Genomic DNA, 21,918 nt, shown 5'->3' with positions numbered 1-21,918 from the left:
CCCCGGGGGAGGGCGCATGAGGGGACGAGGATCCGTCACCGCCGCCTGGGCGCTGGGCCTGGTCGCGGCCCTGTGCGCGACCGCGCTGCTGGCCGCCGATCCGGAGCCGGCCCGCGCCGACGGTCCCGCCGGCAGCATCCGCCTGCCGGCCGGCATCGAGGCCGAGCCGCCGGCATTGCAGACCACCGGCAGCGGCCCGCGCAGCAGCCAGGTCCTGCGCCACACCCGCAACGGCAAGACCGCGCAGGCGAGCCTGCTGCAATCCTGCGCGAGCGCGCCGCCGGACCTACGCAGCGAGAAGAACCTCGAGATCCTGATGCAGGGACTGGCGGTGATGCAGCGCCAGACCCTGGGCAAGGTCAACGGCTGGGTGACGCTGGGCGAACGACGCGCCTACCGCATGGACTCGGTGCGTGACGGTGGCGGCGCCGCGACGATGTGGATGGCGCCCATGGGCGAGAAGATGGCGGTGCTGCGCTACGAGCGCCCGGCCGATTTCGCGCTCGACGACGAGATGATCGTGGCGATCGAAAGGATGGAATTGCGATGCGGTTCGACGCCCTGAGCCGGGCCGCGTTCGCGGCCTTGCTGGCGGCGGCGCTGTGGCTGCCGGCCGCATCCGCGCAGACCTCGGACGACGAGCGCGCGCTGGCCGCCCGCGCTTACGCGCGTATCCAGCCGGCGCTGCGCGAGATGATGAAGAAAGCCTATGCGGACAGTCTGGCCAGCGGCGAGCCCAGCGCGCTCGACGGTTGCGAGGCCGCCTCCAAGCAGCAGGCGCGCGCCGATCTCGAGCGCGACACCACGGCGCTGGTGTTGGAGCTGTTCTTCAGCGAACAGATGCAGCGGCGCGTGGAGGGCATCCTGGTGGATGTCTACGATGCCGAGCAACTGCGCGTGACCGCCGAGGGCGGCAATGCGCCGTCGCGTCCGGAGCAGTCGGCCAAGATAGCCAGTTCGTTCCGCGAGCTGAGTGCGGATTTCCTGCGCAGCGTCAGCCAGGACAGCCGCTTCGCCACCGCCATGGTCGATGCGCTGCAAAACGCGCGCGCGCAGTTGAAGCGATGCCGCGCGGAGCAGGGCGCGGGTTGAGCATGCCGTTAACGGGGAGCGGCGGGCGCGTGGCCGTGCCGTCGCAACAGATCGCTATCACTACGAGGGGAAGTGCAGTGTCGAATTTCAAGGGGATGGTGTCCGCCGGCGCGCTCGCGTTGGCCATCGTGGTAGGCCTGGGCAACGCGCAGGCGGCGACCTCGCCGAAGTACGAGGCCGCGCTGGAACGCTACTACGCGATGACCTACGGCCATCAGATCGAGCAGCTCGGCATCGACGAGCTGTCGGAGAAGTTCCGCGAGGGCGCGATGTCCAAGCCCGAGGCCAAGGCCTGCCCGGCGCTGGGCAAGGCGATCGATGAGTTCTCCAAGAACGAGTTCCGCAAGGCCATCACCGACTACTTCCATTCGCCGGAGCTCAAGGCGCAGATCCTGGCGGCCATGCGCAAGCAGCTGACCGAGGCCGATCTCAACGCCTACCTGGCCTTCGTCGACACGCCGGCCGGCAAGCAGTACCTGCAGCACAGCCAGGCCTCGAACGTCGAGGTCGAAAAAGCCATGACCGAGATGACCGACAAGATGGACGAATCGCCGGCGTTCAAGGCCATGATGACCGACATGGTCACCAAGCTGGTGCCGGTGATGATGACCTGCCCGCGCGACAAGGACTGAACGCGCGAGCCGACGGTGCGTCCCGGGGCGCGGGACGCGGCGGGGGCGGTGCGGGGACGCAGGCATGGTTTCGGACTGAGGTGTGCGGATGAACCCAATAGCGAGTTGGCACCAGGCAGTCGAAGACGCATGCGAGCGCCGCGCCGATCTGGGGTTGCTGATTCTGCGCGTCGCGATCGGCGCGCACCTGATGTTGATGACCCAGGACAACGTGTTCTCGTGGGCGCGCATGCTCGAGTTCCGCGATTTCATGGCCCACCACGGGTTCGCGTTCCCGCTGGCGTGCGCGGTGCTGTCGGTGATCGGCCAGTTCTTCGGCGGCCTGGCCCTGGTGCTGGGCCTGTGCACGCGCTTCGCCGGCCTGGTGATCGCGATCAACTTCGTGGTCGCGGTGTGGATGGTGGATTCGAAAGCGCCGTATCCCGGCGCGTTTCCGGCCCTGGCCCTGGTCGCGGTTGGGCTGTGCCTGATGTTCACCGGCGGCGGACGCTACTCGCTCGACCGCGTCTGGCGTAAGCGGCCATGATGCGCTTGTCGCTGATCGCGGCCTTGGACCACGAGCGCGGCATCGGCCGCGGCAACGAGTTGCCGTGGCGCCTGCCCGACGATCTCAAGCGCTTCAAGGCGCTGACCCTGGGCAAGCCGGTGCTGATGGGGCGCAAGACCGCGCAGTCGCTGGGGCGCGCCCTGCCGGGCCGGCGCAACCTGGTGCTCACGCGTTCGGGCGAGGTGCCGTACGCGGGCATGCAGGCGGTGACCTCGGTGGAGGAAGCGCTCGCGCTCGCGCACGAGGACGGCGCGCCGGAGCTGTGCGTGATCGGCGGTGGCGAAATCTACACGCTGTGCCTGCCGGCCGCGACCCATCTGCACCTGACTTATGTCGACACCGTGGTCGCCGACGCGGATGCGCATTTCCCGCGCTTCGACACCCAGGAATGGCGCGTGCTCGCGCGCGAACATCACGCTGCCGACGAGCGCCACGCCTTCGCGTTCGAATTCGTCGACTACGCGCGTATCGGCATGGATGCCTGAGGCCAGGACTCCGGCCTCGCGCCATCGACCCCGTAGGATGCGGTGAGCCGCAGGCGAACCGCATCACCGCGACGGAGCGGGAGACGGCGATGGTGCGGTTGTCACCGCACCCTACGGCTGGCGTAGCCGCAGCGACATTCACCGCTCTCGTAGGATGCGGTGAGCCTTAGGCGAACCGCATCGCCGCACGGAGCGGGAGATGGCGATGCTGCGGTTATCACCGCACCCTACGGCTGGCGTAGCCGCGGCGACATTCACCGCTCTCGTAGGATGCGGTGAGCCTTAGGCGAACCGCATCGCCGCGCGGATCCGGATGGGGCGATGGCGTGGTTGCCGCCGCACCGCCGGCCACCGCATCCGCTCACTCCTCACTCCTCACCGCTCACTTCTGCTTCCTGCTTCACCGCCGCCAACACCGGCCGGTAGTGCCCGGTGATCTCGTAGGCGAACAACAGATCGCCCTCCTCGGTGCCGCGGGCGATGTTGTGCAGGATCAGCGGATCGCCGCGCCAGCCTTTGCGGTCGGAGACGATGCCGATGTGCGGGGTGCCGCCGCCCAGGTCCCAGGTGACCAGGTCGCCCGGGCGGTAATCGACGGCGCGATCGCTGACGGTCTGCTGCCAGCCCTGGCGTTCGAACCAGCGCCGCAGGTTGGGCACGCGGCGGTGGTCGATGCTGCGGTCGGTGCCGCGCGCGCCCCAGTTTTGCGGATAGCGCGCGAAGTTCGCGCGCATGTCCTCATGCACGGCCTGTTGCAGGTCCAGGCCCTGCGCGCGCAGGGCGCGGATCACCACGTCGGTGCACACGCCGCGGTCGGCGGCGACGTCGCCGCCGGGGTAGTCCAGGCGCACATAGGCGGGATCGTAGTAGCGCACCACGCCGACCTGGGCGCGCGCCGCGCGCACCAACGGATGGGTGGGCGCGCTCGCGCGCGCAGGCGCGGGCGGCGCGGCGGCGGGCGCCTGCGCGGCCGCAGGCTGGGCAGGACTGTCGTTGGAGCGGTCCGCGCATGCCGCGCAGGCCGCGGCCAGCAAGGCGACGGCCGCGTAGCGCAGCAGCGTCGCGATGCGCGGCGTCATGCCGGGCGCGGCGGACGCGGCTTGGGCGGATTGGCCGGCACGTCGCGGCCCGGCACCTGCACGATGCGCAACTCGTCGGTGTCCAGCTGCAGGGCGGTGAGCTTGCCGCCCCAGACCGCGCCCGTATCGATGGCATGCACGCCGTGGCCGATGAACAAGCCCAGCGTCGACCAATGGCCGCACACGATCTTGAGGTCGCGCTCGACCCGGCCCGGCACTTCGTACCAGGGGTACAGGCCGACCGGTTGGGTGCCCGGGCTGCCCTTGTCCTCGAATGCGATGCGGCCGCGCGGCGTGCAATAACGCAGACGGGTGAAGATGTTGATGATCGCGCGGTGGCGATCGATGCCGGCCAGCTTGGGGTTCCAGGCCGGGCGGTCGCCGTACATGTTCTTGAGCAGGCGCTGGTACTGATCGCTGTGCAGGCGCTCTTCGATCTCGCGCGCGTGGCGTTCGGCCAGTTGGGTGGTCCACTTCGGCGCCAGGCCGGCGTGCACCATCATCCAGCCCAGCGAGCGGTCGGCGTGGACCAGCTTCTGCCGGCGCAGCCAGCCCAGCAGTTCGTCGCGGTCCTGGGCCAGCACGATGCGTTGCAGATCGGGATTGACCTTGCGCTGCTCTTCCTCGCGGCGTTCGCCGATCGCCAGCAGCGACAGGTCGTGGTTGCCCAGCACGACCACGCTGTTGGCGCGTAGCGAATGCACCAGGCGCAGCGTCTCCAGCGACTGTCCGCCGCGGTTGACCAGGTCGCCGCAGAACCACAGCGTGTCGCGGGCGGGGTCGAAATTGATCCGCTCCAGCAATCGCTGGGTGGGGTCGTAGCAGCCTTGCAGGTCGCCGATGGCCCAGACGCTCATATCCGATCGTTCCGTGCCGTCAGTGCAGGGTGCGCGGCACGGTCAGGGTGAAGGCCGGGATCGGCGCTTCGAAGCGGGTGCCGTCGTCGGCGACCATCGCATAGCTGCCCTCCATCGTGCCCAGGCTGGTTTCCAGCACCGCACCGGAGGTGTACTCGAAGTCCTCGCCCGGACGCAGCCAGGGTTGCTCGCCGACCACGCCTTCGCCCTCGACCTCCTGGACCTTGCCGTTGGCGTCGGTGATCACCCAGTGGCGCGAGAGCAGGCGCGCGGGCACGCGACCGGCGTTGCGGATGTTGATGGTGTAGGCAAAGACGTAGCGGTCCTGCTCCGGCTCGGACTGATCGTCGAGGTAGCGGGTGGCGACGGCGATGTCGAAAGCGTAGTCGTGGCGGTGTTCCATGCAGGCAGTGTAAGCAAAGCGGGCATGAAGCGGGAATGAGCATTCGCGTACCAGGTCGCGATGCGGGCGCGCCGGCGCGGTCGGAGACCGTATCGACGCCCGTCAGAACCGGTATTCCGGCTCAGTTTTCCGGTGCCAGGCCCTTGAGCGAATTCGCCAGGCGCACGAAATCGGCGACCTCGATCTGCTCGGCGCGCGCATCGGGACGCACGCCGGCGGCTTCGATCGCGGCCGCGTCGCAAATCTGCGACAGCGCGTTGCGCAAGGTCTTGCGGCGTTGGCCGAAGGCGTCGCGCACCACCCGCGCGAAGCGCGCGTGGTCGTCGATGCCGATGCGCTCGGGCGCGCGCGGGATCAGCCGCACCACCGCCGAATCCACCTTCGGCGGCGGCCGGAACGCGGCCGGCGGCACGTCGAACAGGGCGGTGACCTCGCAATAGGCCTGCAGCATCACCCCGAGCCGGCCGTAGACCTTGCTGCCGGGGCCGGCCGCCATGCGGTCGACGACTTCCTTCTGCAGCATGAAGTGCATGTCGACGATCGCCTCGGCGTGTTCCAGGGCATGGAACAGGATCGGCGAGGACAGGTTGTAGGGCAGGTTGCCGACCAGGCGGATCGGCCCGTTGTTGTGGGCCAGCGCGCCGAAATCGACGGTGAGCACGTCGCGGTGTATGACCTCGAGCGTGCCGTGGGCGCGCGCGCCCTCGGTGAGCGGGAAGATCAGGTCGCGGTCGAACTCGATCACGGTCAGCTCGCCGTGGCGGTCCAGCAGCGGGAAGGTGATCGCGCCCTGGCCGGGGCCGATCTCGACCAGGCGGTCGCCGGGCTGCGGATCCACCGCCTGCACGATCATCGCGATGATGTCGCGGTCGTGCAGGAAGTGCTGGCCAAGGTGCTTCTTGGCGTCGGCGGTGAAGCCTTTGGCGTGGGCTTTGGCCGTGCCGGTCATGACGGTGCTCCGTGCTGGCGGGTGCGCGCGATGCGGGCGCAGGTCTCGGCCGCGGCGATCAGGCTGGAAGGGTCGGCCAGGCCGCGACCGGCCAGGTCCAGGGCGGTGCCGTGGTCGACGGCGACGCGCGGGTAGGGCAGGCCCAGGGTCAGGTTCACCGCGCGCTCGAAGCCACTGTACTTGAGTACCGGCAGGCCCTGGTCGTGGTACATGGCCACCACCGCATCGAAGCCGCGCAGCTTGGCCGGCAGGAAGGCGGTGTCGGCCGGCAGCGGGCCGATGAGGTTCAGGCCCTGGGCGCGCAGTTGCGCCAACACCGGTTCGATGACCTCGATCTCCTCGCGCCCCAGATGCCCGGCCTCGCCCGCGTGCGGGTTGAGCCCGAGCACCGCGATGGCCGGTTCGGCGATGCCGAAATCGGCGCGCAGGGCGGCGTGGACGATGCGCAGGGTGCGCGTCAACGGCTCGGCCTGGATCGCGTCGGCGACCGCGCGCAGCGGCAGGTGGGTGGTCGCCAGGGCGACCCGGACCAGGTCGTTGGCCAGCATCATCACCACCTCGCAGCCGGCCTGGGCGGCCAGCAGCTCGGTGGTGCCGGTGTAGGGAATGCCACCCTCGTTGATCGCGGCCTTGTGCACCGGGCCGGTGACCAGGCCGTCGTAGTCGCCGCGCAGGCAGCCCTGGGCCGCCTCGTGCAGGGCCCGGATCACCGCGCCGGCGTTGGCGGGGTCGGGGCTGCCGAACGCGGGCAGGCTGGCCTGTTCGATCTCGACCAGGGACAGCTCGCCCGGCCGCAAGGCCGCCTGTTCGGGCGGCAGCAGCTTCAGGGGCAGGTTCAGGGCTTCGGCCGCGGCGCGCAGGCTGCGCGGGTCGGCGTAGGCGGTCAGGGCGTAGTCGCGCGGGCGCTGGATCAGCCGCAGGCACAGCTCCGGCCCGACGCCGGCCGGCTCGCCCGGCACCAGCGCGAGCCGGGGAGGGTGCACTCAGCCGCCGCTGGCGGGCGCGGTGGGCGCTGCGGGCGCGTCGGTAGCGGCGGCCTTGCCGACGCGGATGTCGATGAAGGCTTCGCCGCGCTTCTCGCGCAGGAAGCGGTTCCACTCATCCTCGAGCTTGCGCCGGCCGATCGTTTCCTGGACCTGGGCGCGGCGGTTGCGGTCGCCGACGTCGGTCTGACGGCTGCCGGTGCGCTCGACGATGTGCCAGCCGGCCGGGGTGCGGATCGGCTGCGAGATCTGGTTGTCCTGCAGACCGGCGACGGCGCCGCCGAACTCGGGGCCGAACTCGTCCTGGGTGAACCAGCCGAGGTCGCCGCCCTTGGCGCGCGAATTCAGGTCTTCGCTGTCCTTGACCACTTCGTCGAAGGCGGCGCCGCCGGCCAGACGCGCGCGCAGGGTCTCGGCCTTGGCCTTGGCCTGCGCTTCGGTGACGGTGTCGGTGACGCGGACCAGGATGTGGCGGGCCTTGTACTGGGTGACCATGGCCGGCGCGGCCTGCGAGGCGTCGCGGGTCTCGACCAGCTTGAGCAGCTGGAAGCCGCTGGGGCCGCGGATCGGCGCGGTCACCTGGCCGGCGCTCATGTTGCGCATCAGCTCGGCGAAGGCGTTCGGGATTTCGTCGGTGCTACGCCAGCCCAGGTCGCCGCCTTCCAGTGCGTTGGGGCTGTCGGAGTAGCGCACCGCGGCCGCGGCGAAGTCCATCTCGCCCTTGTCGATCAGGGCCTTCACGCCCTCGATCTTCTTCTGGGCGGTGGCGATCTGCTCGGCGGTGGCGCCCTCGGGCAGGCCGACAAGGATGTGGGCCAGGTGGTACTGGGTGCCGGAATTGGCCTGCGCGGCCAGGGCGGCGTCGATCTCGGCGTCGCTGACCGATACGCGGGTCTGGGCGAAGCGCTGACGCAGGCGCTGGGTCAGCAGTTCGTCGCGGATCGAGGCGCGGAATTCGTTGTAGCTGCCGCCGTCGCGGGCCAGCTGCTGGCGCAGCTGCTCCAGGCTGATGCGGTTCTGCTGGGCGATGCCGCCGATGGCCTGGTCGACTTCCTGGTCGGTCACGCGCACGCCGCTGTTCTGGGCGTAGGCGACCTGGATCTTGAGCAGGATCAGGCGCTCGAGCACCTGCCGTTCCAGCACGTCGCGCGGCGGCAGCTGGTTCTCGCGGCCGGCGTACTGGGCCAGGATGTTGGTCACGGCGCGGTCGAGTTCGGTGCGCAGGACCACGTCCTCGTCCACCACCGCGGCGATACGATCGATCGGCTGCACTTCCTGGGCGGACGCCGCGCCGATGGGCAGCAGCACCCCGCCGGACAGCACGCCGACGGCCAGCACACAAGCGAGTAGTTTCTTCATAGGGTCGGGTCGGGGGTGGGATCGGTCTGGCCGCGGGTCACGGACGAGGGCGGCACGAGATAAAGATCGTCGCGATCGTAGCCGAGAATAGCACGGCGCAATACCCGCTCCGTGTTCTGTCCGGCCGAGCCTAGGCCCTTGAGTTCGAACTCGACCTGAAGCGAACTATTGAGGTCGCCGGAGCGGTCGCGCAGGTAGCGGCGGGCGACCACGCGCACCGCCAGACAGCAGCTTTCCCACTGTAGGCCGGCGATCTGTTCCAGCGGTTTCTTGTCCAGCAACGAGTAGTAGTAGCGGCCGACCACGCTCCAGTTTTCGTTGATCGGATACAGGAACGACAGGTCGGCCTGCTCCAGCAGATCCTTGCGCGTGACCGGGTTGCGGCGGTAGCGGTAGCCGATGTTGACGATGCCGGCGTCGCCGAACAAATAGCGCGCGCGCAGGCTGGCCAGGTCCTGGCCGCTGAACTTGGGGTTGTACTGGTAGGTGCCGTTGATGGTCCAGCGGTCGCTGGGCGAGACGCTGACGTCGGCGACCCAGGCCGACTTGCCCTGTTCGATCGGGCTTTCGCCGGGCACGGTGACCCGGCTGTCGTCGAAGTACTGGATCTGGCCGATGCTGGCCGACAGCCGCTCGCGGCCGTCGTCCTCGCTGATCAGGCGCGTGGTCAGGGCCACGGTGAGCTGGTTGGCGTCGGTCTGGCGGTCGGCGCCGCTGTAGCGGTTTTCGCGGAACAGCTGGCCCCAGCTGAAGGTCATGGGGTCGGTGTCGAAGATCGGCAGGCCGTCCTGGTTGCGATAGGGCGCGCGCAGGTAGAACAGGCGCGGCTCCAGGGTATGCAGGTAGCGGTCGCCGCGGATTTCGGTGTCGCGGTCGAAGTACAGGCCGGCGTCGACCGAGGTGATCGGCAGGCTGCGGTTGGGCGACTTGTCGTAGAAACGCGCGTCCATGTCCGGCGTGTAGGCAATGCCCTGCTGCTGGGCGTAGGCGCGCGCGTTGGTGGTCGCCAGTTCGCGCGCCTTGGCCGCTTCCAGCTCGTAGGCGGTGTAGCGGAAGGCCAGCTTGGGCCGGATGAACCAGCTCGCGCCTTCCAGTGGCAAGGAGACGTAGGGCTTGACGTCGAAACGGCTGCCGCCGGGCAGGGCCACGTCGCGCGAGACCCGCTTACCGTCGGCCTGGGCGTAGCGCACGATTTCGTCGGTGTGCTGGAAGCGCACCAGCTCGGAGTCGACGCCGGCCTCGAACCAGCGGCCGAACGGCTGCGCCCAGCGGAAGTAGGCGCGCGGCAGGCGGTCGTAGGGCAGGCTGCGTTCGGTCAGGGTGTAGTCGGCGAGCTGGTAGTGGTCGGCCATGACGCCGGCTTCCCAGTGGCGGCCGCGGCCGTACAGGCCGATGTCGCTGCGGATCGAGTACGCGGACACGCCGTACAGGCTGTTGCTGAAGTCCTGCAGGTAGTACTTGTCGCTGACCCAGGCCAGGTTGGTCGAGGCGTACCAGTTGCCATCCAGGCTGTGGCTGGCCTTGAGCGCGAACTGGCCGCGGTTGTCGTCGGGCAGTTCCTCGGGGCGCAGCGCCAGGTCGGCGTAATCGGTATAGCGCGACGGCCGGTCGCCCGGCAGCTTGTCGCTGGGCATGAAGTTGGCGTAGACCTCGCCCTTGCCGTCCGGGTACAGCCAGCGGAACTCGCCGCCGAGCACGCCGCCGCGCTTGGCCATGATGCGCGGGTACAAGGTGGCGTCGTAGTTCGGCGCCAGGTTGAGGTAGATCGGCTGCTTGTAGTCGAAGCCGTTCTTGCCCGACAGCGAGATCGCCGGATACAGCAGGCCGGTCTGGCGGCGTTCGTCGATCGGGAACTTGAACCAGGGCACGTACAGCACCGGCACCTTGCCGATGCGCAGGGTCGCGTTGTGGGCGACGCCGAAGCCGTCCTCGGTATCCAGGTCGATCTGGCGCGAACGCAGCTCCCACACGCGCTGGTTGGGCGGGCAGGTCGAATAGGTCGAGCCGACCAGCTTGCCCTTGGCGCCGGTGAGGTCGATGCGCTCGGCGCCGCCGTTGCCGCGGCGCTGGGTCAGCTGGTACTGCACGTCCTCGATGCGGTGGGTGTCGGCGTTCTGGTCGCCGGACGCGCGCTGCGCGGTCATGCGCATGCCGTTGTCCTGGTAGCGCACGTTGCCGTCGGCGGTGTATTTGCCGGTGTTCTCGTTGTAGGACAGCTTGTCGGTGCCGATGAACTGGTCGCCGCGGCTGAGCTTGACGTTGTCCTGGACGACGATGTTCTCGTCGTCGCCGGCGCGTTCGAGCACGCCGCCGTCGATATCGGTGGGGGTGCTGGTGCGTTGTTCGGCGGTGCCGACCGGGGTGGGCGCGTCGGTGAACGCGGGCACCACATCCTGGATCGGGCACAGGCCCCAGTTCTCCTCGTCGTCGCCGGAGGCGGCCTGGGCGGGCAGCGCGATGGCGATGCACAGCGACAAGGGAAGCAGGCGTAGGGGTTTGTGCACGCGGCCATCCGGCGGACAGAAATCGGCCGTTAGCTTGCCGCATCCCTTGCAGGGGGGCAACGCGAAACGCCGGCCGCGGGCCCGCGTCGTTCATTTTGCGAGCGCGGACGGCCGCCGCGGGGCCCGCGCGGGCGCCCCGCGGGGGCATGGGCGGACGCGGCCCCAACGCCGGATACAGCGCCGCCCGGCCGTGATGCGGCCGGGCGGCGGATGCGGCATGGCACGCGGACTGCGCCGCGTCCCGGCTCAGGGCTGGCCGGTGCGCGGCGGTGCGCCGTCGCCCTTCAGGTAGGTGTCGAGGAAGTTCAGGATCTTGCCGTAGCCCTCGATCTGGTTCTTTTTCTTGCTGAAGCCATGGCCTTCGTCGTCGAACACGACGTACTCCACCGGCACGCCGTTCTTGCGCACGGCGGCGACGATCTCGTCGGACTCGGGTTTGATCACGCGCGGGTCGTTGGCGCCCTGCAGCACCATCAGCGGCTTGTTGATCTTGTCGGCGTGGAACAGCGGCGAGGTGGCGATCAGGAAATCGCGCTGGGTGGCCGGATCGCCGATCTCCTTGTACAGCGCCAGGCGGAAGCTTTCCCAGTACGGCGGGATGCTCTCCAGCGTGCGCAGCCAGTTGGTCACGCCGAAGATGTCGACGCCGACCTTGAACTCGTCGGGATGGAAGGCCAGCGCGGCCACGGTCATGTAGCCGCCGTAGCTGCCGCCGATGATGCCGATGCGGTCCGGGTCGACGTAGTCCAGCGACTGCAGGTACTTCTTGGCCGAGATCGTGTCCTGCAGCGGCTCGCGGCCGTGCTTGCCGTCGTCGGCGGCGAAGAAGGTCTTGCCGTAGCCGGAGCTGCCGCGGTTGTTGATGCCCAGCACCACGTAGCCGTGGTTGGCCAGGTACTGGATCACCGCGCTGTGCGCGCGCGTGGTCTGGCCGCCCGGGCCGCCGTGCACCCACACCAGCGCCGGCGCCTTGGCCTGCGCAGTGGCCTGGTGCGGCTTCCACAGGATGTTCGGGATCGCCATGCCGTCGAAGCTCTTGAAACGCACCACGCTGGAATCGACCAGATCGGTCGCGGCGATGGCGGGATTGAGCGACCGGGTCAGCTGCTTGGGCTGGCCGCCGAAGCTGAGCGTGTACAGGTCGTTGGGCTGGCGGTCGCCGTTGAGGTAGAACGCCATGCGCTTTTCCGAACGCGAGATGCTGACGTTGCGGATCTCCCCGGCCGGCAGCTTGGGCAGCGCGACCGGCTTGCCGCTGGCGTAGTCGAACACCTGAATCGCGGTGCTGCCGTCCTGGTTGATCGCCACCACGCGGTATTTGCCGTCGTGCGAGAAATAGTTGTCGGTGATGTCCCAGTCGGTCTTCTGGACCGGCTCGTGCTTCCAGGTGCCGACCTCGACCCGGCGCAGCTGCGCGAACTCGCTTTGGTCGTTGGCGGTGTAGTACAGCCACTTGGAGTCGGGGCTGAAGTCCTGGCCGGTGAACATGGCTTCGCCGGTGTGCGCGGAGACCTTGGTGGCCTGGCCGCTGCCCAGCTCGGCCACGAACAGGTCGGCGTCGTTGGTGGTGGTGGGCTTGGCCAGGGCGATCCAGCGGCCGTCGGCCGAGATCGGGCCGAGCTGGTAGGCGTCGGCGTTGCGATAGACCAGCTCGCGCGCATAGTCGCCGCTGGCGTAGCGGTACAGGTCGAACACCTTGGGGTCGCGTTCGTTGCTGCTGACGTAGAAGTGCTTGCCGTCGTGGCTGAAGCCTTCGAACGAAGCCTTGAGCTTGTCGCCCGGGGTGAGGTCGCGCTCCTTGCCGTCGGCGCCGATCACGTAGAGGTGATTGAGCTCGTTGCCGCCCTGATCGCGGGTGAACAGCACGCGGTCGTCGTGCGGGAAATAGGCCACCGCATAGGTGCTGTCGACCGTCGAGCGGGTCACCGGCGTCCATTCGCCGCCTTCCACCGGCATCGAATAGGCGTTCCAGATGCCGGACTTGTTGGACGAGAACAGCAGCCGCGATTCGTCGGCCGAGAACGAGGCGCCGGCCACGCCGACGGTGTCGATGAAGTCCTGGATGCGGTACTGCTTGGACGGCAGCGCCGTCGCGGGCGTGGCCGCGGTCGCGGGCGTCGCGGCGGTGGCGGTCGTGACGGGGATCAGCGCGGCCAGCGCCAGGGCCAGGGCGAGCGGGGTGCGGGAGAAACCGGAGCGTGTCATGGAACGGTCCTTGTAGGCAGTCGCGGAAACGGTGGCGCGGCCACGGACCGGGTCCGTCGCCGCGAGGGAAGGCGATTGCGAATATAGGCCGGCCGGCGCCGCCGCGGTTAGCCCGGGCCGGCGGTTGCGATCAGCGCGCAGGCGCCAGCAGCGCGCCCACGTGGGCCACCGCGCATTCGCGCAGGGCGGCCAGGTCGTAACCGCCTTCGAGCATGGAAACCACGCGCCCCAACGCATGTTTGTCGGCGATCGCGACCAGTTCGGCGGTGATCCACCGGTAGTCGTCGCCGTCCAGTTCCAGTTGCGCGAGCGGGTCGCGCCGGTGGGCGTCGAAGCCGGCCGAGATCAGCACCAGCTGCGGCCGGAACGCGTCGATCGCAGGCAGCAGGCGCTCGCGCCAGACCTTGCGAAACGTCTCGCTGCCGGCGCCGGGCGGCAGCGGCGCGTTGATGATGTTGCCGATCCCGCGCTCGTCGGCGTAGCCGGTGTCGGGGTAGAGCGGCATCTGGTGCGAGCTCACGTACAGCACGCGCGGATCGGTGTCGAAGATCGCCTGGGTGCCGTTGCCGTGGTGGACGTCGAAGTCGATCACCGCCACCCGCGCCAGGCCGTGTTTGTCGCAGGCGTGGGCGGCGGCGACGGCGATGTTGTTGAACAGGCAGAAGCCCATCGCGGCCGAGCCGGTGGCGTGGTGGCCGGGCGGGCGCACCGCGCAGAACACGCGCGTCTCCTCGCCCTTGAGCACCGCGTCGACCGCGGCCACGCCGGCGCCGGCCGCGCGCAGGGCGGCTTCGGCCGAGCCCGGCGCGAGCACGGTGTCGGGATCCAGTTGCATCGGCCCGTCCAGCGGCGTGTCCAGCACCAGCGCCAGCAGGGCGTCGTCGTGCGCGCGCAGCAACTGGCCGCGGCTGGCGCTGGGCGCCTCGCGCCAATCCAGCCCGTCGAAGGATTCGCGCAGGGCCTCGGTGACCGCGACCAGACGCAGCGGCCGCTCGGCATGACCCGGACCCGGGTCGTGGCGCGTGCAGGCCGGATGCGTGTAGACGCGCATCGCTAGCCCTTGCGGCGCTCGTGGTTCCACAGCACCTCGCCGTGGCCGCTGGAACGCGCCAGCACGCGGGCCAGCACGAACAACAGGTCGGAGAGGCGGTTGAGATAACGCACGGCCTCGGGGCGCACGTCTTCCAGGCGCGACAGCGCCACCGTCTCGCGCTCGGCGCGGCGGACCACGGTGCGCGCGATGTGGCAGCGCGCCGCGGCTTCGCCGCCGCCGGGCAGGATGAAGTCCTTCAGCGGCGGCAGGTCTTCGTTATGCGCGTCCAGCCACTGCTCGAGGCGATCGATGTCGGCATCGAAGATCGCGGCGTGGCCGGGGATGCACAGCTCGCCGCCGAGGTCGAACATCTGGTGCTGGATCGCGACCAGCTGGCCGCGGATCGCGTCCGGCAGCTCGCTGGCCAGGACCAGGCCGATCGTCGAGTTGGCCTCGTCGACCGTGCCGTAGGCGCCGACCCGCGCCGAATCCTTGGCCACGCGGCTGCCGTCGCCCAGGCCGGTGCTGCCGTCGTCGCCGGTGCGGGTGTAGATCTTGGAGAGACGGTTGCCCATCGCCCGACGCGGATCAGCGCGGCTTGGCGACGTCGGCGTTGGCCGTCGTCGGCTTGACCGCCGCGACGACGATCGCGTGCGCGACCGCGGCGATGCCGACGTAGGTGGCGGCGGTCTGCATGTAGGGCAGCAGCCACTGGACGTAGTTCGCGGCCCAGCCGGCGACGGTCTTCTCGGCCACCGAGGCCGACAGCCAGTAGAAGCTGCCCTGGCTGAGCAACTGGCAGACCAGGGTCGAGGCGACCAGCGCCACCGCGGTCACCGCCAGGGTGCGCCAGCTGCGCGAGTAATGGCGCGCGACGAACAGGCCGCCGGCCCACATCGCGAAGTAGGCCGGCACCAGGAACCAGTACGCGGCCGACACGCAGTAGTGCTGCCAGAAGCTCTGGCCCTGGCCGGTGATGACCGCGTAGTCCACCGCCACCGCCAGCGCCATCAGAGCCGGGAACGCCCAGCGCGTCCACTGGCGCAGGTAGAAGCCGCCGATGAAGAACACCGCCCAGGAGGCGTCCGGGATCGGCGCCCAGTGATTGACGCGCGTGGCGACCATCAACAAGGCCAGCAGGGCGAGGATCAGACTGCGTTGGGTGGTGGGCTTCATGGCTAAGGCTCCCGACGCCGGACTGGCGCGCCAATCCCGCCATTCTAAGGAACCTGCGGCGAAAGTGCCGTATCCGGCCGCTAAGTGCTTGATCGGAGGATGTCGGCGGGGCGCGAAAGCGCGAATGCGCGCGGCGGCCACGGATTCGTCGCGGGCGCGGTCGTATCATGAACGCATGAATCAAGACGCCCACGCGCCCTCCGATCCGGCGCAGACCCTCCACGATGTGCTGATCGTCGGCGGCGGCCTGGTCGGCGCCAGCCTGGCGATCGCCCTGGACCGCAGCGGCCTGCGCGTCGGCCTGATCGAGGCCGCGCCGCCGGGCGCGCTGCCGGCGGTGTTCGACGAGCGCAACCTCAGCTTCGCCGAGGCCACCGTCAACGCCCTGGGCGCGCTGGGCGTGCTGCAGAAGCTGCGCGCGCCCAGCGGCGCGATCCGTCGCATCCACATCAGCCGGCGCGGCGATTTCGGCCGCAGCCTGCTCGACGCGCACCGCTACGGCCGCGAGGAATTCGGCCGGGTGGTGACCGCGCGCGACTTCGGCGAGGCCCTGGAAGCGCGCCTGGCCGAGTTGCCGCGGCTGCTGCGCTACCGTCCGGTGCGCTTCGTGGGCTTGGCCGAGGACGACGGCAGCACCCGCGCGGTGCGGGTCGCCGACGGCGCCGGCGAGCGCGTGCTGCGCGCGCGCCTGCTGGTCGCCGCCGACGGCACCCGCAGCGGCGTGCGCGAGGCGCTAGGGATAGGCGTGGACGAACACGACTACGAGCAGACCCTGTTCGTGACCCGGTTGCGCGCCGAGCGCGCGCCCGACGGCACCGCCTACGAACGTCTGGGCGAAGGCGGGCCGACCGCGCTGCTGCCGCGCGGCGACGGCCACTACGGCCTGGTCCACGGCGTGCGACGCGAGCAGGCCGATGCGGTCGCGGGCCTGGACGAAGCCGGCTTCCTGGCCCAGGCCCAGGACGCGTTCGGCTGGCGGGTCGGCCGCTTCCTCGCCTGCGGCGCGCGCAACGCCTATCCGGCGATCCGCGTGCTCGCCCAGCGCCGGGTCGGCGCGCGCGCGCTGCTGATCGGCAACGCCGCGCAGACCATCCACCCGATCGGCGCGCAAGGCTTCAACCTGGGCCTGCGCGACGCGCTGACCCTGGCCGAACTGATCGAAGCGGCGCGCGCCGCGGCGGGCGAGCCCGACTGCGGCGCACCGGCCCTGCTGGACGCCTACGAGCGCCGCCGCCAGGAGGACCGCGAACGCACCATCGCCTTCTCCGACGGACTGGCCCGGGTCACCGCCAACGCATCGCCGCTGCTGCGGCCGCTGCGCAGCCTGGGCCTGTTCGCGGCCGACCGTCTGCCATCGGTGCAGGCCTATCTGGTCGGCGGCGCGATGGGCTATCGCGGCGACGTGCCCGCGCTGTGCCGCGGAGCGCAGGCATGAGCCGGCGCGGTCCGCTGGACGTGATCGTGGTCGGCGCCGGCGTGGTCGGCGCGGCCGCCGCGCTGGCGTTCGCGCGCGACGGCCTGGAGGTGGCCCTGGTCGAAAGCCGCGAGCCGCCGCGCTGGCGCGAGGACGCGCCCGATCTGCGCGTGTACGCGTTCGCGCCCGACAACGCGGCCCTGCTCGACGATCTTGGTGTGTGGCGCGGCGTGCTAGACGCGCGCGCGCAGCCGTATCGCGCGATGCGGGTCTGGGATGCGGCCGGCGGCGGCGAGCTCGGCTTCGAGGCCGACGCCTTCGGCCGGCGCGAACTGGGTTGGATCGTCGAACACGGCTTGTTGGTCGATCGCCTGTGGGCGGCCCTGCCGGCCGCCGGCGTGCGCCTGCATTGCCCCGAACAAGTCGTCGGCCTGGAACAGACGCCCGAGGGCGATAGCGCCGAACTGCTGCTGGCCAGCGGCAACCGCCTGCGCGCGCGTCTGGTGCTGGGCGCCGATGGCGCCGAATCGCAACTGCGCGGCCTGGCCGGCATCGAGGCGCCAGCGCACGACTACGGCCAGCGCGGCCTGGTCGCCTTCGTCGATCACGAGCTGCCGCATCAGGCGACCTGCTGGCAGCGTTTCCTGCCGACCGGGCCGCTCGCGTTCCTGCCTTACGCCGGGCACGACGGGCGCCGCAGCTCGATCGTCTGGACCCTGCCCGATGCCGAGGCCGAGCACCTGCTTCACATCGACGAAGCCGATTTCCTGCGCGAACTCGGCCATGCCTTCGGCGGTCGCCTGGGCGCGATCGCGGGCGTGTCCAAGCGGGTTGCGTTTCCCTTGCGTCGACAGCTCGCGCAGAAATACGTGAGCGGCCGCGTCGCGATCGCCGGGGACGCCGCGCACGTGGTGCATCCGCTGGCCGGGCAGGGCGTGAACCTGGGCCTGCGCGACATCGCCGCGCTGCGCGGCGTGCTAGCGGGCGCGCAACGTCGCGGTGCCGATCCCGGCGGCGCCACTCGCCTGCAGCGCTGGGAGCGCGAACGCCGCAGCGAGAACGCCTTGGCCGCCTACGGCTTCGACGGCCTCAATCGTCTGTTCTCCAACGACGCGGTCGCCGCGACCTTGTTGCGCGGCCCGCTGCTGGGCCTGGCCGGCAAGCTGCCGCCGGTCACCCACGCATTCTGGCGCCGCGCCGCGGGCGTGTGACTACGCGCGCGGCGCCTCACCCACGTAGGACGGCGGTCGCCTGAGCATCAGGTACAGCGCCACCGCCACGCCGATCGCGGCCACCGCCATCACGTAGTAGGCCGGCGCCATGCCGCCCAGACCGCGCATCCACGGCGAGGCCAACAGCGGCGGCGTGCTGGCGCCGAACACCGCATAGGCGACGTTGTAGGAAAACGACAGTCCCGAGAATCGCACCGGCGCCGGGAACGCGGCCACCATCACTGCCGGGATCACCCCGACCACGCCGACGAAGGTGCCGGCCAGCGCGTACATCAGCAGGAAATGCTGGGCGCCGTGGTTGAGGTCGTAGTAGAGCGCGTAGCTGCTCAGCAGCACGCCCAGCGCGCCGATCAGCAGGGCGCGCGCGCGCCCGATCTTGTCCGCGAGCAGGCCCGCGCCGACCGCGCTCAGGGTCAGGCAGAACGCGGCCAGGCTGTTGCCGAGGAAGGCCTGCGAGGGCGCGATGCCGAAGCGCTGCTGCACGATGGTCGGGGTCATCAGGATGATCACCACGATCGCGGCGGTCAGCAGCCAGGTCACCAGCATCGACAAGGCCACGCCGCCCGCGTGCTCGCGCAGCACCCGTTTCAAGGGCAGTTCCTGCACCAACTGGCGGCTCTCGCGCATGGCCGTGAACACCGGCGTCTCGCTGAGCCAGCGCCGCAGGTAGACGGCGAAGAAACCGAACACGCCGCCGATCAGGAACGGCAGGCGCCAGGCCCAGTCCAGCACTTGCGCCGGCGCGAACCAGGTGTTGACCGCGGCCGAGATCAGCGAGCCGATCAGGATGCCGGCGGTGAGCCCGGCCGAGAGGCTGGCGCAGGCGAAGCCGACCCGGTTCGGCGGCACGTGCTCGGCCACGAAAGTCCAGGCGCCGGGCACTTCGCCGCCGATCGCGATGCCCTGGACGATGCGCAGCGCCAGCAGCAACAGCGGCGCGGCGATCCCGATTTGCGCGTACACCGGCAGCAGGCCGATGCCCAGGGTCGGCAGCGCCATCAGGAACACGCTCAGGGTGAACATGCGCTTGCGCCCGGAGCGGTCGCCGAAGTGGGCCATGACGATGCCGCCGATCGGTCGCACCAGATAACCGGCGGCGAAGATGCCGTAGACCTGCAGGGTCGACAGCCAGCCCGGCATGTCGGGCGGGAAGAACAGCTGGCGCAGGCTCTCGGTCAGGAAGACGAAGATGACGAAATCGTAGAACTCCAGCGCGCCGCCCAATGCGGCCAGCGACAGCGTGCGCAGGTCCTTGCGATCCAGGGCGCGTGCGGCGGGCGCGGGGGACGCGGGGAGATCGGTCATCGGGCGTGGGCGGCGGCGGATGGAACCGGCAATGTACGGCAAAGCCCGCGCGCCGCGTGCGCCCGGGTTTGCGTTTCGCGACCCGCGCTCAGGTGTTGGGGCGGTGCCCGTAGCTGAGCACGCGGGTGATCTGCCAGACCCCGTCCTTCAGCCGCCACACGATCACGAAATCGGCGATGCCGTCGCAGCGGCCGCTGTCGAACTGACAGAAGCGGTGCGAGCCCTGGGCGATCGCGCCGAAGTCCTTGATCGGGAATACCTTGAGGCTGCCGGGTATCAGCTCGCGGCGGAAGTGGCCGCACACGTGTTTCTCGGTGTTGGCGAGCATGTCCTTGCGCGACCAGGTGACGCCGCCGTTGTCGTGATAGAACTCGACGCCTTCGTCGAAGAAGTCGGCGTGCTTCTGCAATTGCCCTGGTTTGTCGCAGGTGTTGAAGGCATCGAACACCGCGGCGTCCAAGGCCGAGACCGTGTCGAACAGCGGATCGGCGGCCGGCTGGGTCGCCGGCGCGGTGGTCGCGGACGCGGCGTATGCCCCCGGCGCCACGACCATGAGCGCGGCGGCGATCAGCGGGATGAGCTGGTTCATGCGGGTCTCGTAAGGGGCGGATAGCTGGCGACCGCCCGACTATACGCAGCCCGCGCGCGGCCGCATCTGACAAATGGCACACGGACCGAGGTCCGCAAGACAATGCGCGACGCCCCGATCGCTCGGGGCGTCGCCATGCCGCGTCGGAGCACGACGGACCGGATCGTTCCGGTCGCGCGCCTGCCCGCTTACATCCGTCCTTCCAGTTCGCGCGGGCTCAGGTAACCGTCGCCGTCGACATCGAGCAGCAGGAAGTCGGCGGTCAGCGCCGCGTGGCCGCCGGCTTCGGCCCGGTTGATACGACCGTCGCGATCGCCGTCCAGGGCCGGGAAGTCGATGCGGTAGCCCACGCTGGCGCGCGATGCCGGCGGCGCGGTGGTGGCCTGAGCGGTGGCGTCGGCGGCGGCCTGCGCGCGCAGGCTGGCATCGGCGGCCGCGCTGCTGGCGTCGCGCGCAGCGAGCGCGGCCTGGCCCGCTTCGGCGGCGGCCGCGACCGGGTTGGCGCCGGTCTGCGCCGCGGTCTGCGCGACTTGCGCTTCCTGCGCCGCGCTCACCGCGCGCTGCGCCGCGGTCTGGGCGTCGATCGAGGATTGCTTGGCTTGATAAGAGGTGGCCGCCGCGGTGGCCGCGCCGTGTTCGGTGACCGCGCCGGCCTTACGCGCCGCGATTGCGGCTTGCGCGGCGGTTTGCGCGGCCGCGGCATCGTCGCGCGCATTGCGCGCATCGTCCACGGCGACCTTGGCGTCGGTGCTCGCATTGATCTGAGCGCCGACCTTGGACTTGGCCTGCTGGGCCGCGGCCTGGGTGCTGATGCCGGTGGCGGCGATCGCCAGAGCCAGCAAGGTGATCCGACTCAGGGACGTGACGCGTTTGTAGGCATGCCTATTCATCGTGACCTTCGTGCGGGTGGGGGAATGGCGACCCTAGACCCCACGCGGTCAATCCGATGTATACGAACGAAACGCCCGCTGAACGCGTCGATGCGCGATGAACGTGCGCCTCAGCGCGGGCGCGCGTACACGGTGATCTCTTCGCGATCGTGATACAGCTGGCGCGCGCGCACGATCAACGGCCGATGGGTCTGATGCTCGAACAGCTCCAGGCACACGCGGGTTTCTTCCCAGCGCTTCTTCATCGGCAGCTTGAGATTGAAGATGGTCTGCCGGCACCAGCCTTCGCGCAGCCAGGTCGCCATGCGTTCGGCGACGCGGCTGGGCTGCTCGACCATGTCGCAGACCATCCAGTCCACGGTGCGGCGCGGCTGCCATTGGAAACCGTCGGCGCGCAGGTGATCGACGCGGCCGCTGTCCAGCAAGGCCTGGCGCAAGGGGCCGTTGTCGACCGAGGTCACCTTCATGCCGTTGCGCATCAGCACCCAGGTCCAGCCGCCGGGCGCCGCACCGAGGTCGGCGGCTTGCATGTTGTCGCGCACCAGGCGCTCGCGCTCTTCGTCGTCCAGCAGGGTCAGCAGCGCTTCTTCCAGCTTCAACGCCGAACGGCTGGGCGCGTCGGGATGCATGCGCAGACGCGGGATGCCCAAGGGCCAGGGCGCGGCGTCGCGGGTATCGGCGACCGCGACCATGGCGTGGTCGCCGTCGAGGAACACGATGTGCAGGCGCGGACGCTGCGTGTCGTCGCTGGCGGTGAGGCGGCCGGCCTTGCGCAGCGCGGGGCGCAGGGCATTGCCGAAGCTGCGCGCGAGGCCGGCCAGCGGCTTGCCGGCGTCGGAATCGGGATGCTCCACCCACAACTCGCCGTACAGCGCGGGCACCGCGCCGGCCGCGATCTGGGCGTCGAGCGCGGCCAGGATCGGGGTGATCCGATCGCGCGGATCCAGGCCGCGCAGGTCGGCGATGCGCAGCAGCTTCTGGCGCGCGAAGATCAGTTGCGACAGCGGCAGCGCGCGCGCCAAGGCGGCCGCGTCCTCGCACAGGAATTCGACGTAGCCGCTGCCGCGCTCGGTGCGCGCATAGCCGGGGTGGCCGGCGATCGCCGCGCGCTCGTTGAGTTCGGCCGCCAGTTCGGGCTCGAAGCCGGCGCGGCACCAGCAGAACAGCGCTTGCTCAGTCATAAG

22 protein-coding genes are annotated in these 21,918 nt (G+C 70.1%); 7 read left to right on the top strand and 15 right to left on the bottom strand.

Annotated features, from left to right (window positions below; genetic code table 11):
- Positions 1 to 16 precede the first annotated feature (16 nt).
- From ASE43_RS12775 to ASE43_RS12755, 5 genes are all read left to right on the top strand, one after another.
- Complete coding sequence (locus tag ASE43_RS12775; protein ID WP_057160733.1) at positions 17 to 565, top strand: hypothetical protein; 549 nt, start codon at positions 17 to 19, stop codon at positions 563 to 565.
- The gene (locus tag ASE43_RS12770) at positions 547 to 1,092 is read left to right on the top strand and encodes a hypothetical protein (RefSeq protein WP_057160731.1); all 546 of its coding nucleotides are present in this window, start codon (positions 547 to 549) and stop codon (positions 1,090 to 1,092) included. Before ASE43_RS12775 ends, ASE43_RS12770 begins: the two co-directional genes overlap by 19 nt.
- A gap of 77 nt (positions 1,093 to 1,169) precedes the next feature.
- Entirely contained in the window at positions 1,170 to 1,724 is a 555-nt protein-coding gene (locus ASE43_RS12765; protein WP_057160730.1) for a DUF2059 domain-containing protein, read from the top strand.
- 154 nt (positions 1,725 to 1,878) lie between these two features.
- Positions 1,879 to 2,250 carry a DoxX family protein gene (locus ASE43_RS12760; RefSeq protein WP_057160728.1) on the top strand — a complete coding sequence of 124 codons (372 nt, stop codon included), beginning with the start codon at positions 1,879 to 1,881 and terminating at the stop codon, positions 2,248 to 2,250.
- Positions 2,250 to 2,756 (top strand): dihydrofolate reductase, encoded by a 507-nt coding sequence (locus ASE43_RS12755; protein WP_057161119.1) that lies wholly within the window; start codon positions 2,250 to 2,252, stop codon positions 2,754 to 2,756. Before ASE43_RS12760 ends, ASE43_RS12755 begins: the two co-directional genes overlap by 1 nt.
- Positions 2,757 to 3,124: 368 nt before the next feature.
- Here ASE43_RS12755 and ASE43_RS12750 read toward each other — a convergent pair whose 3' ends face one another.
- The 11 genes from ASE43_RS12750 to ASE43_RS12700 form a co-directional block, all read right to left on the bottom strand.
- Positions 3,125 to 3,835 carry a DUF1287 domain-containing protein gene (locus ASE43_RS12750; RefSeq protein WP_057160726.1) on the bottom strand — a complete coding sequence of 237 codons (711 nt, stop codon included), beginning with the start codon at positions 3,833 to 3,835 and terminating at the stop codon, positions 3,125 to 3,127.
- Complete coding sequence (locus ASE43_RS12745; protein WP_082576641.1) at positions 3,832 to 4,692, bottom strand: symmetrical bis(5'-nucleosyl)-tetraphosphatase; 861 nt, start codon at positions 4,690 to 4,692, stop codon at positions 3,832 to 3,834. The genes ASE43_RS12750 and ASE43_RS12745 overlap by 4 nt, the downstream gene beginning before the upstream one ends.
- Positions 4,693 to 4,711: 19 nt before the next feature.
- Positions 4,712 to 5,095 carry a Co2+/Mg2+ efflux protein ApaG gene (gene apaG, locus ASE43_RS12740; protein ID WP_055900614.1) on the bottom strand — a complete coding sequence of 128 codons (384 nt, stop codon included), beginning with the start codon at positions 5,093 to 5,095 and terminating at the stop codon, positions 4,712 to 4,714.
- A 121-nt stretch (positions 5,096 to 5,216) separates the two neighbouring features.
- The gene (gene rsmA / locus ASE43_RS12735; protein ID WP_056182180.1) at positions 5,217 to 6,044 is read right to left on the bottom strand and encodes a 16S rRNA (adenine(1518)-N(6)/adenine(1519)-N(6))-dimethyltransferase RsmA; all 828 of its coding nucleotides are present in this window, start codon (positions 6,042 to 6,044) and stop codon (positions 5,217 to 5,219) included.
- Positions 6,041 to 7,027, bottom strand: coding sequence for a 4-hydroxythreonine-4-phosphate dehydrogenase PdxA (gene pdxA / locus ASE43_RS12730; RefSeq protein WP_057160725.1), 987 nt, complete (start codon positions 7,025 to 7,027; stop codon positions 6,041 to 6,043). Before pdxA ends, rsmA begins: the two co-directional genes overlap by 4 nt.
- Complete coding sequence (locus ASE43_RS12725; protein WP_056182170.1) at positions 7,028 to 8,386, bottom strand: peptidylprolyl isomerase; 1,359 nt, start codon at positions 8,384 to 8,386, stop codon at positions 7,028 to 7,030.
- Complete coding sequence (lptD, locus tag ASE43_RS12720; protein WP_057160724.1) at positions 8,383 to 10,890, bottom strand: LPS-assembly protein LptD; 2,508 nt, start codon at positions 10,888 to 10,890, stop codon at positions 8,383 to 8,385. The genes ASE43_RS12725 and lptD overlap by 4 nt, the downstream gene beginning before the upstream one ends.
- A 246-nt stretch (positions 10,891 to 11,136) precedes the next feature.
- Complete coding sequence (locus ASE43_RS12715) at positions 11,137 to 13,095, bottom strand: alpha/beta fold hydrolase (RefSeq protein ID WP_082607274.1); 1,959 nt, start codon at positions 13,093 to 13,095, stop codon at positions 11,137 to 11,139.
- Positions 13,096 to 13,225: 130 nt separating this feature from the next.
- A complete protein-coding gene (locus ASE43_RS12710; protein WP_056182161.1) occupies positions 13,226 to 14,146 on the bottom strand; it encodes a histone deacetylase family protein in 921 nt (306 codons plus the stop codon).
- Positions 14,147 to 14,148: 2 nt separating this feature from the next.
- Positions 14,149 to 14,703 carry a cob(I)yrinic acid a,c-diamide adenosyltransferase gene (locus tag ASE43_RS12705; protein WP_056182157.1) on the bottom strand — a complete coding sequence of 185 codons (555 nt, stop codon included), beginning with the start codon at positions 14,701 to 14,703 and terminating at the stop codon, positions 14,149 to 14,151.
- Between the two features lie 13 nt (positions 14,704 to 14,716).
- Complete coding sequence (locus ASE43_RS12700) at positions 14,717 to 15,304, bottom strand: hypothetical protein (protein WP_057160723.1); 588 nt, start codon at positions 15,302 to 15,304, stop codon at positions 14,717 to 14,719.
- A 175-nt stretch (positions 15,305 to 15,479) separates the two neighbouring features.
- Here ASE43_RS12700 and ubiH point away from each other — a divergent pair, with 175 nt between their 5' ends.
- Both ubiH and ASE43_RS12690 read left to right on the top strand, forming a co-directional pair.
- Positions 15,480 to 16,739 (top strand): 2-octaprenyl-6-methoxyphenyl hydroxylase, encoded by a 1,260-nt coding sequence (gene ubiH / locus ASE43_RS12695; RefSeq protein ID WP_057160722.1) that lies wholly within the window; start codon positions 15,480 to 15,482, stop codon positions 16,737 to 16,739.
- Positions 16,736 to 17,929: an FAD-dependent oxidoreductase gene (locus ASE43_RS12690; RefSeq protein ID WP_057160721.1), complete on the top strand. Its 1,194-nt coding sequence runs from the start codon at positions 16,736 to 16,738 to the stop codon at positions 17,927 to 17,929. Before ubiH ends, ASE43_RS12690 begins: the two co-directional genes overlap by 4 nt.
- Here the strand turns inward: ASE43_RS12690 and ASE43_RS12685 are convergent, their stop codons facing one another.
- The 4 genes from ASE43_RS12685 to rlmM all read right to left on the bottom strand — a co-directional run bounded on the left by ASE43_RS12685 (position 17,930) and on the right by rlmM (position 21,915).
- On the bottom strand, positions 17,930 to 19,255 hold the full coding sequence (locus ASE43_RS12685; protein WP_057160720.1) for an MFS transporter: 1,326 nt from the start codon (positions 19,253 to 19,255) through the stop codon (positions 17,930 to 17,932).
- A gap of 88 nt (positions 19,256 to 19,343) precedes the next feature.
- Complete coding sequence (locus tag ASE43_RS12680; RefSeq protein WP_057160719.1) at positions 19,344 to 19,844, bottom strand: nuclear transport factor 2 family protein; 501 nt, start codon at positions 19,842 to 19,844, stop codon at positions 19,344 to 19,346.
- 188 nt (positions 19,845 to 20,032) lie between these two features.
- On the bottom strand, positions 20,033 to 20,734 hold the full coding sequence (locus tag ASE43_RS21865) for a hypothetical protein (protein WP_157499910.1): 702 nt from the start codon (positions 20,732 to 20,734) through the stop codon (positions 20,033 to 20,035).
- 110 nt (positions 20,735 to 20,844) lie between these two features.
- Entirely contained in the window at positions 20,845 to 21,915 is a 1,071-nt protein-coding gene (gene rlmM, locus ASE43_RS12670; protein WP_056182136.1) for a 23S rRNA (cytidine(2498)-2'-O)-methyltransferase RlmM, read from the bottom strand.
- Between the last annotated feature and the right edge of the window lie 3 nt (positions 21,916 to 21,918).

It is taken from the genome of Lysobacter sp. Root983, from assembly GCF_001429345.1.
In the GTDB taxonomy this organism is placed as follows: Bacteria; Pseudomonadota; Gammaproteobacteria; order Xanthomonadales; family Xanthomonadaceae; genus Lysobacter.
This window is presented reverse-complemented; position numbering and strand designations above follow the sequence as displayed.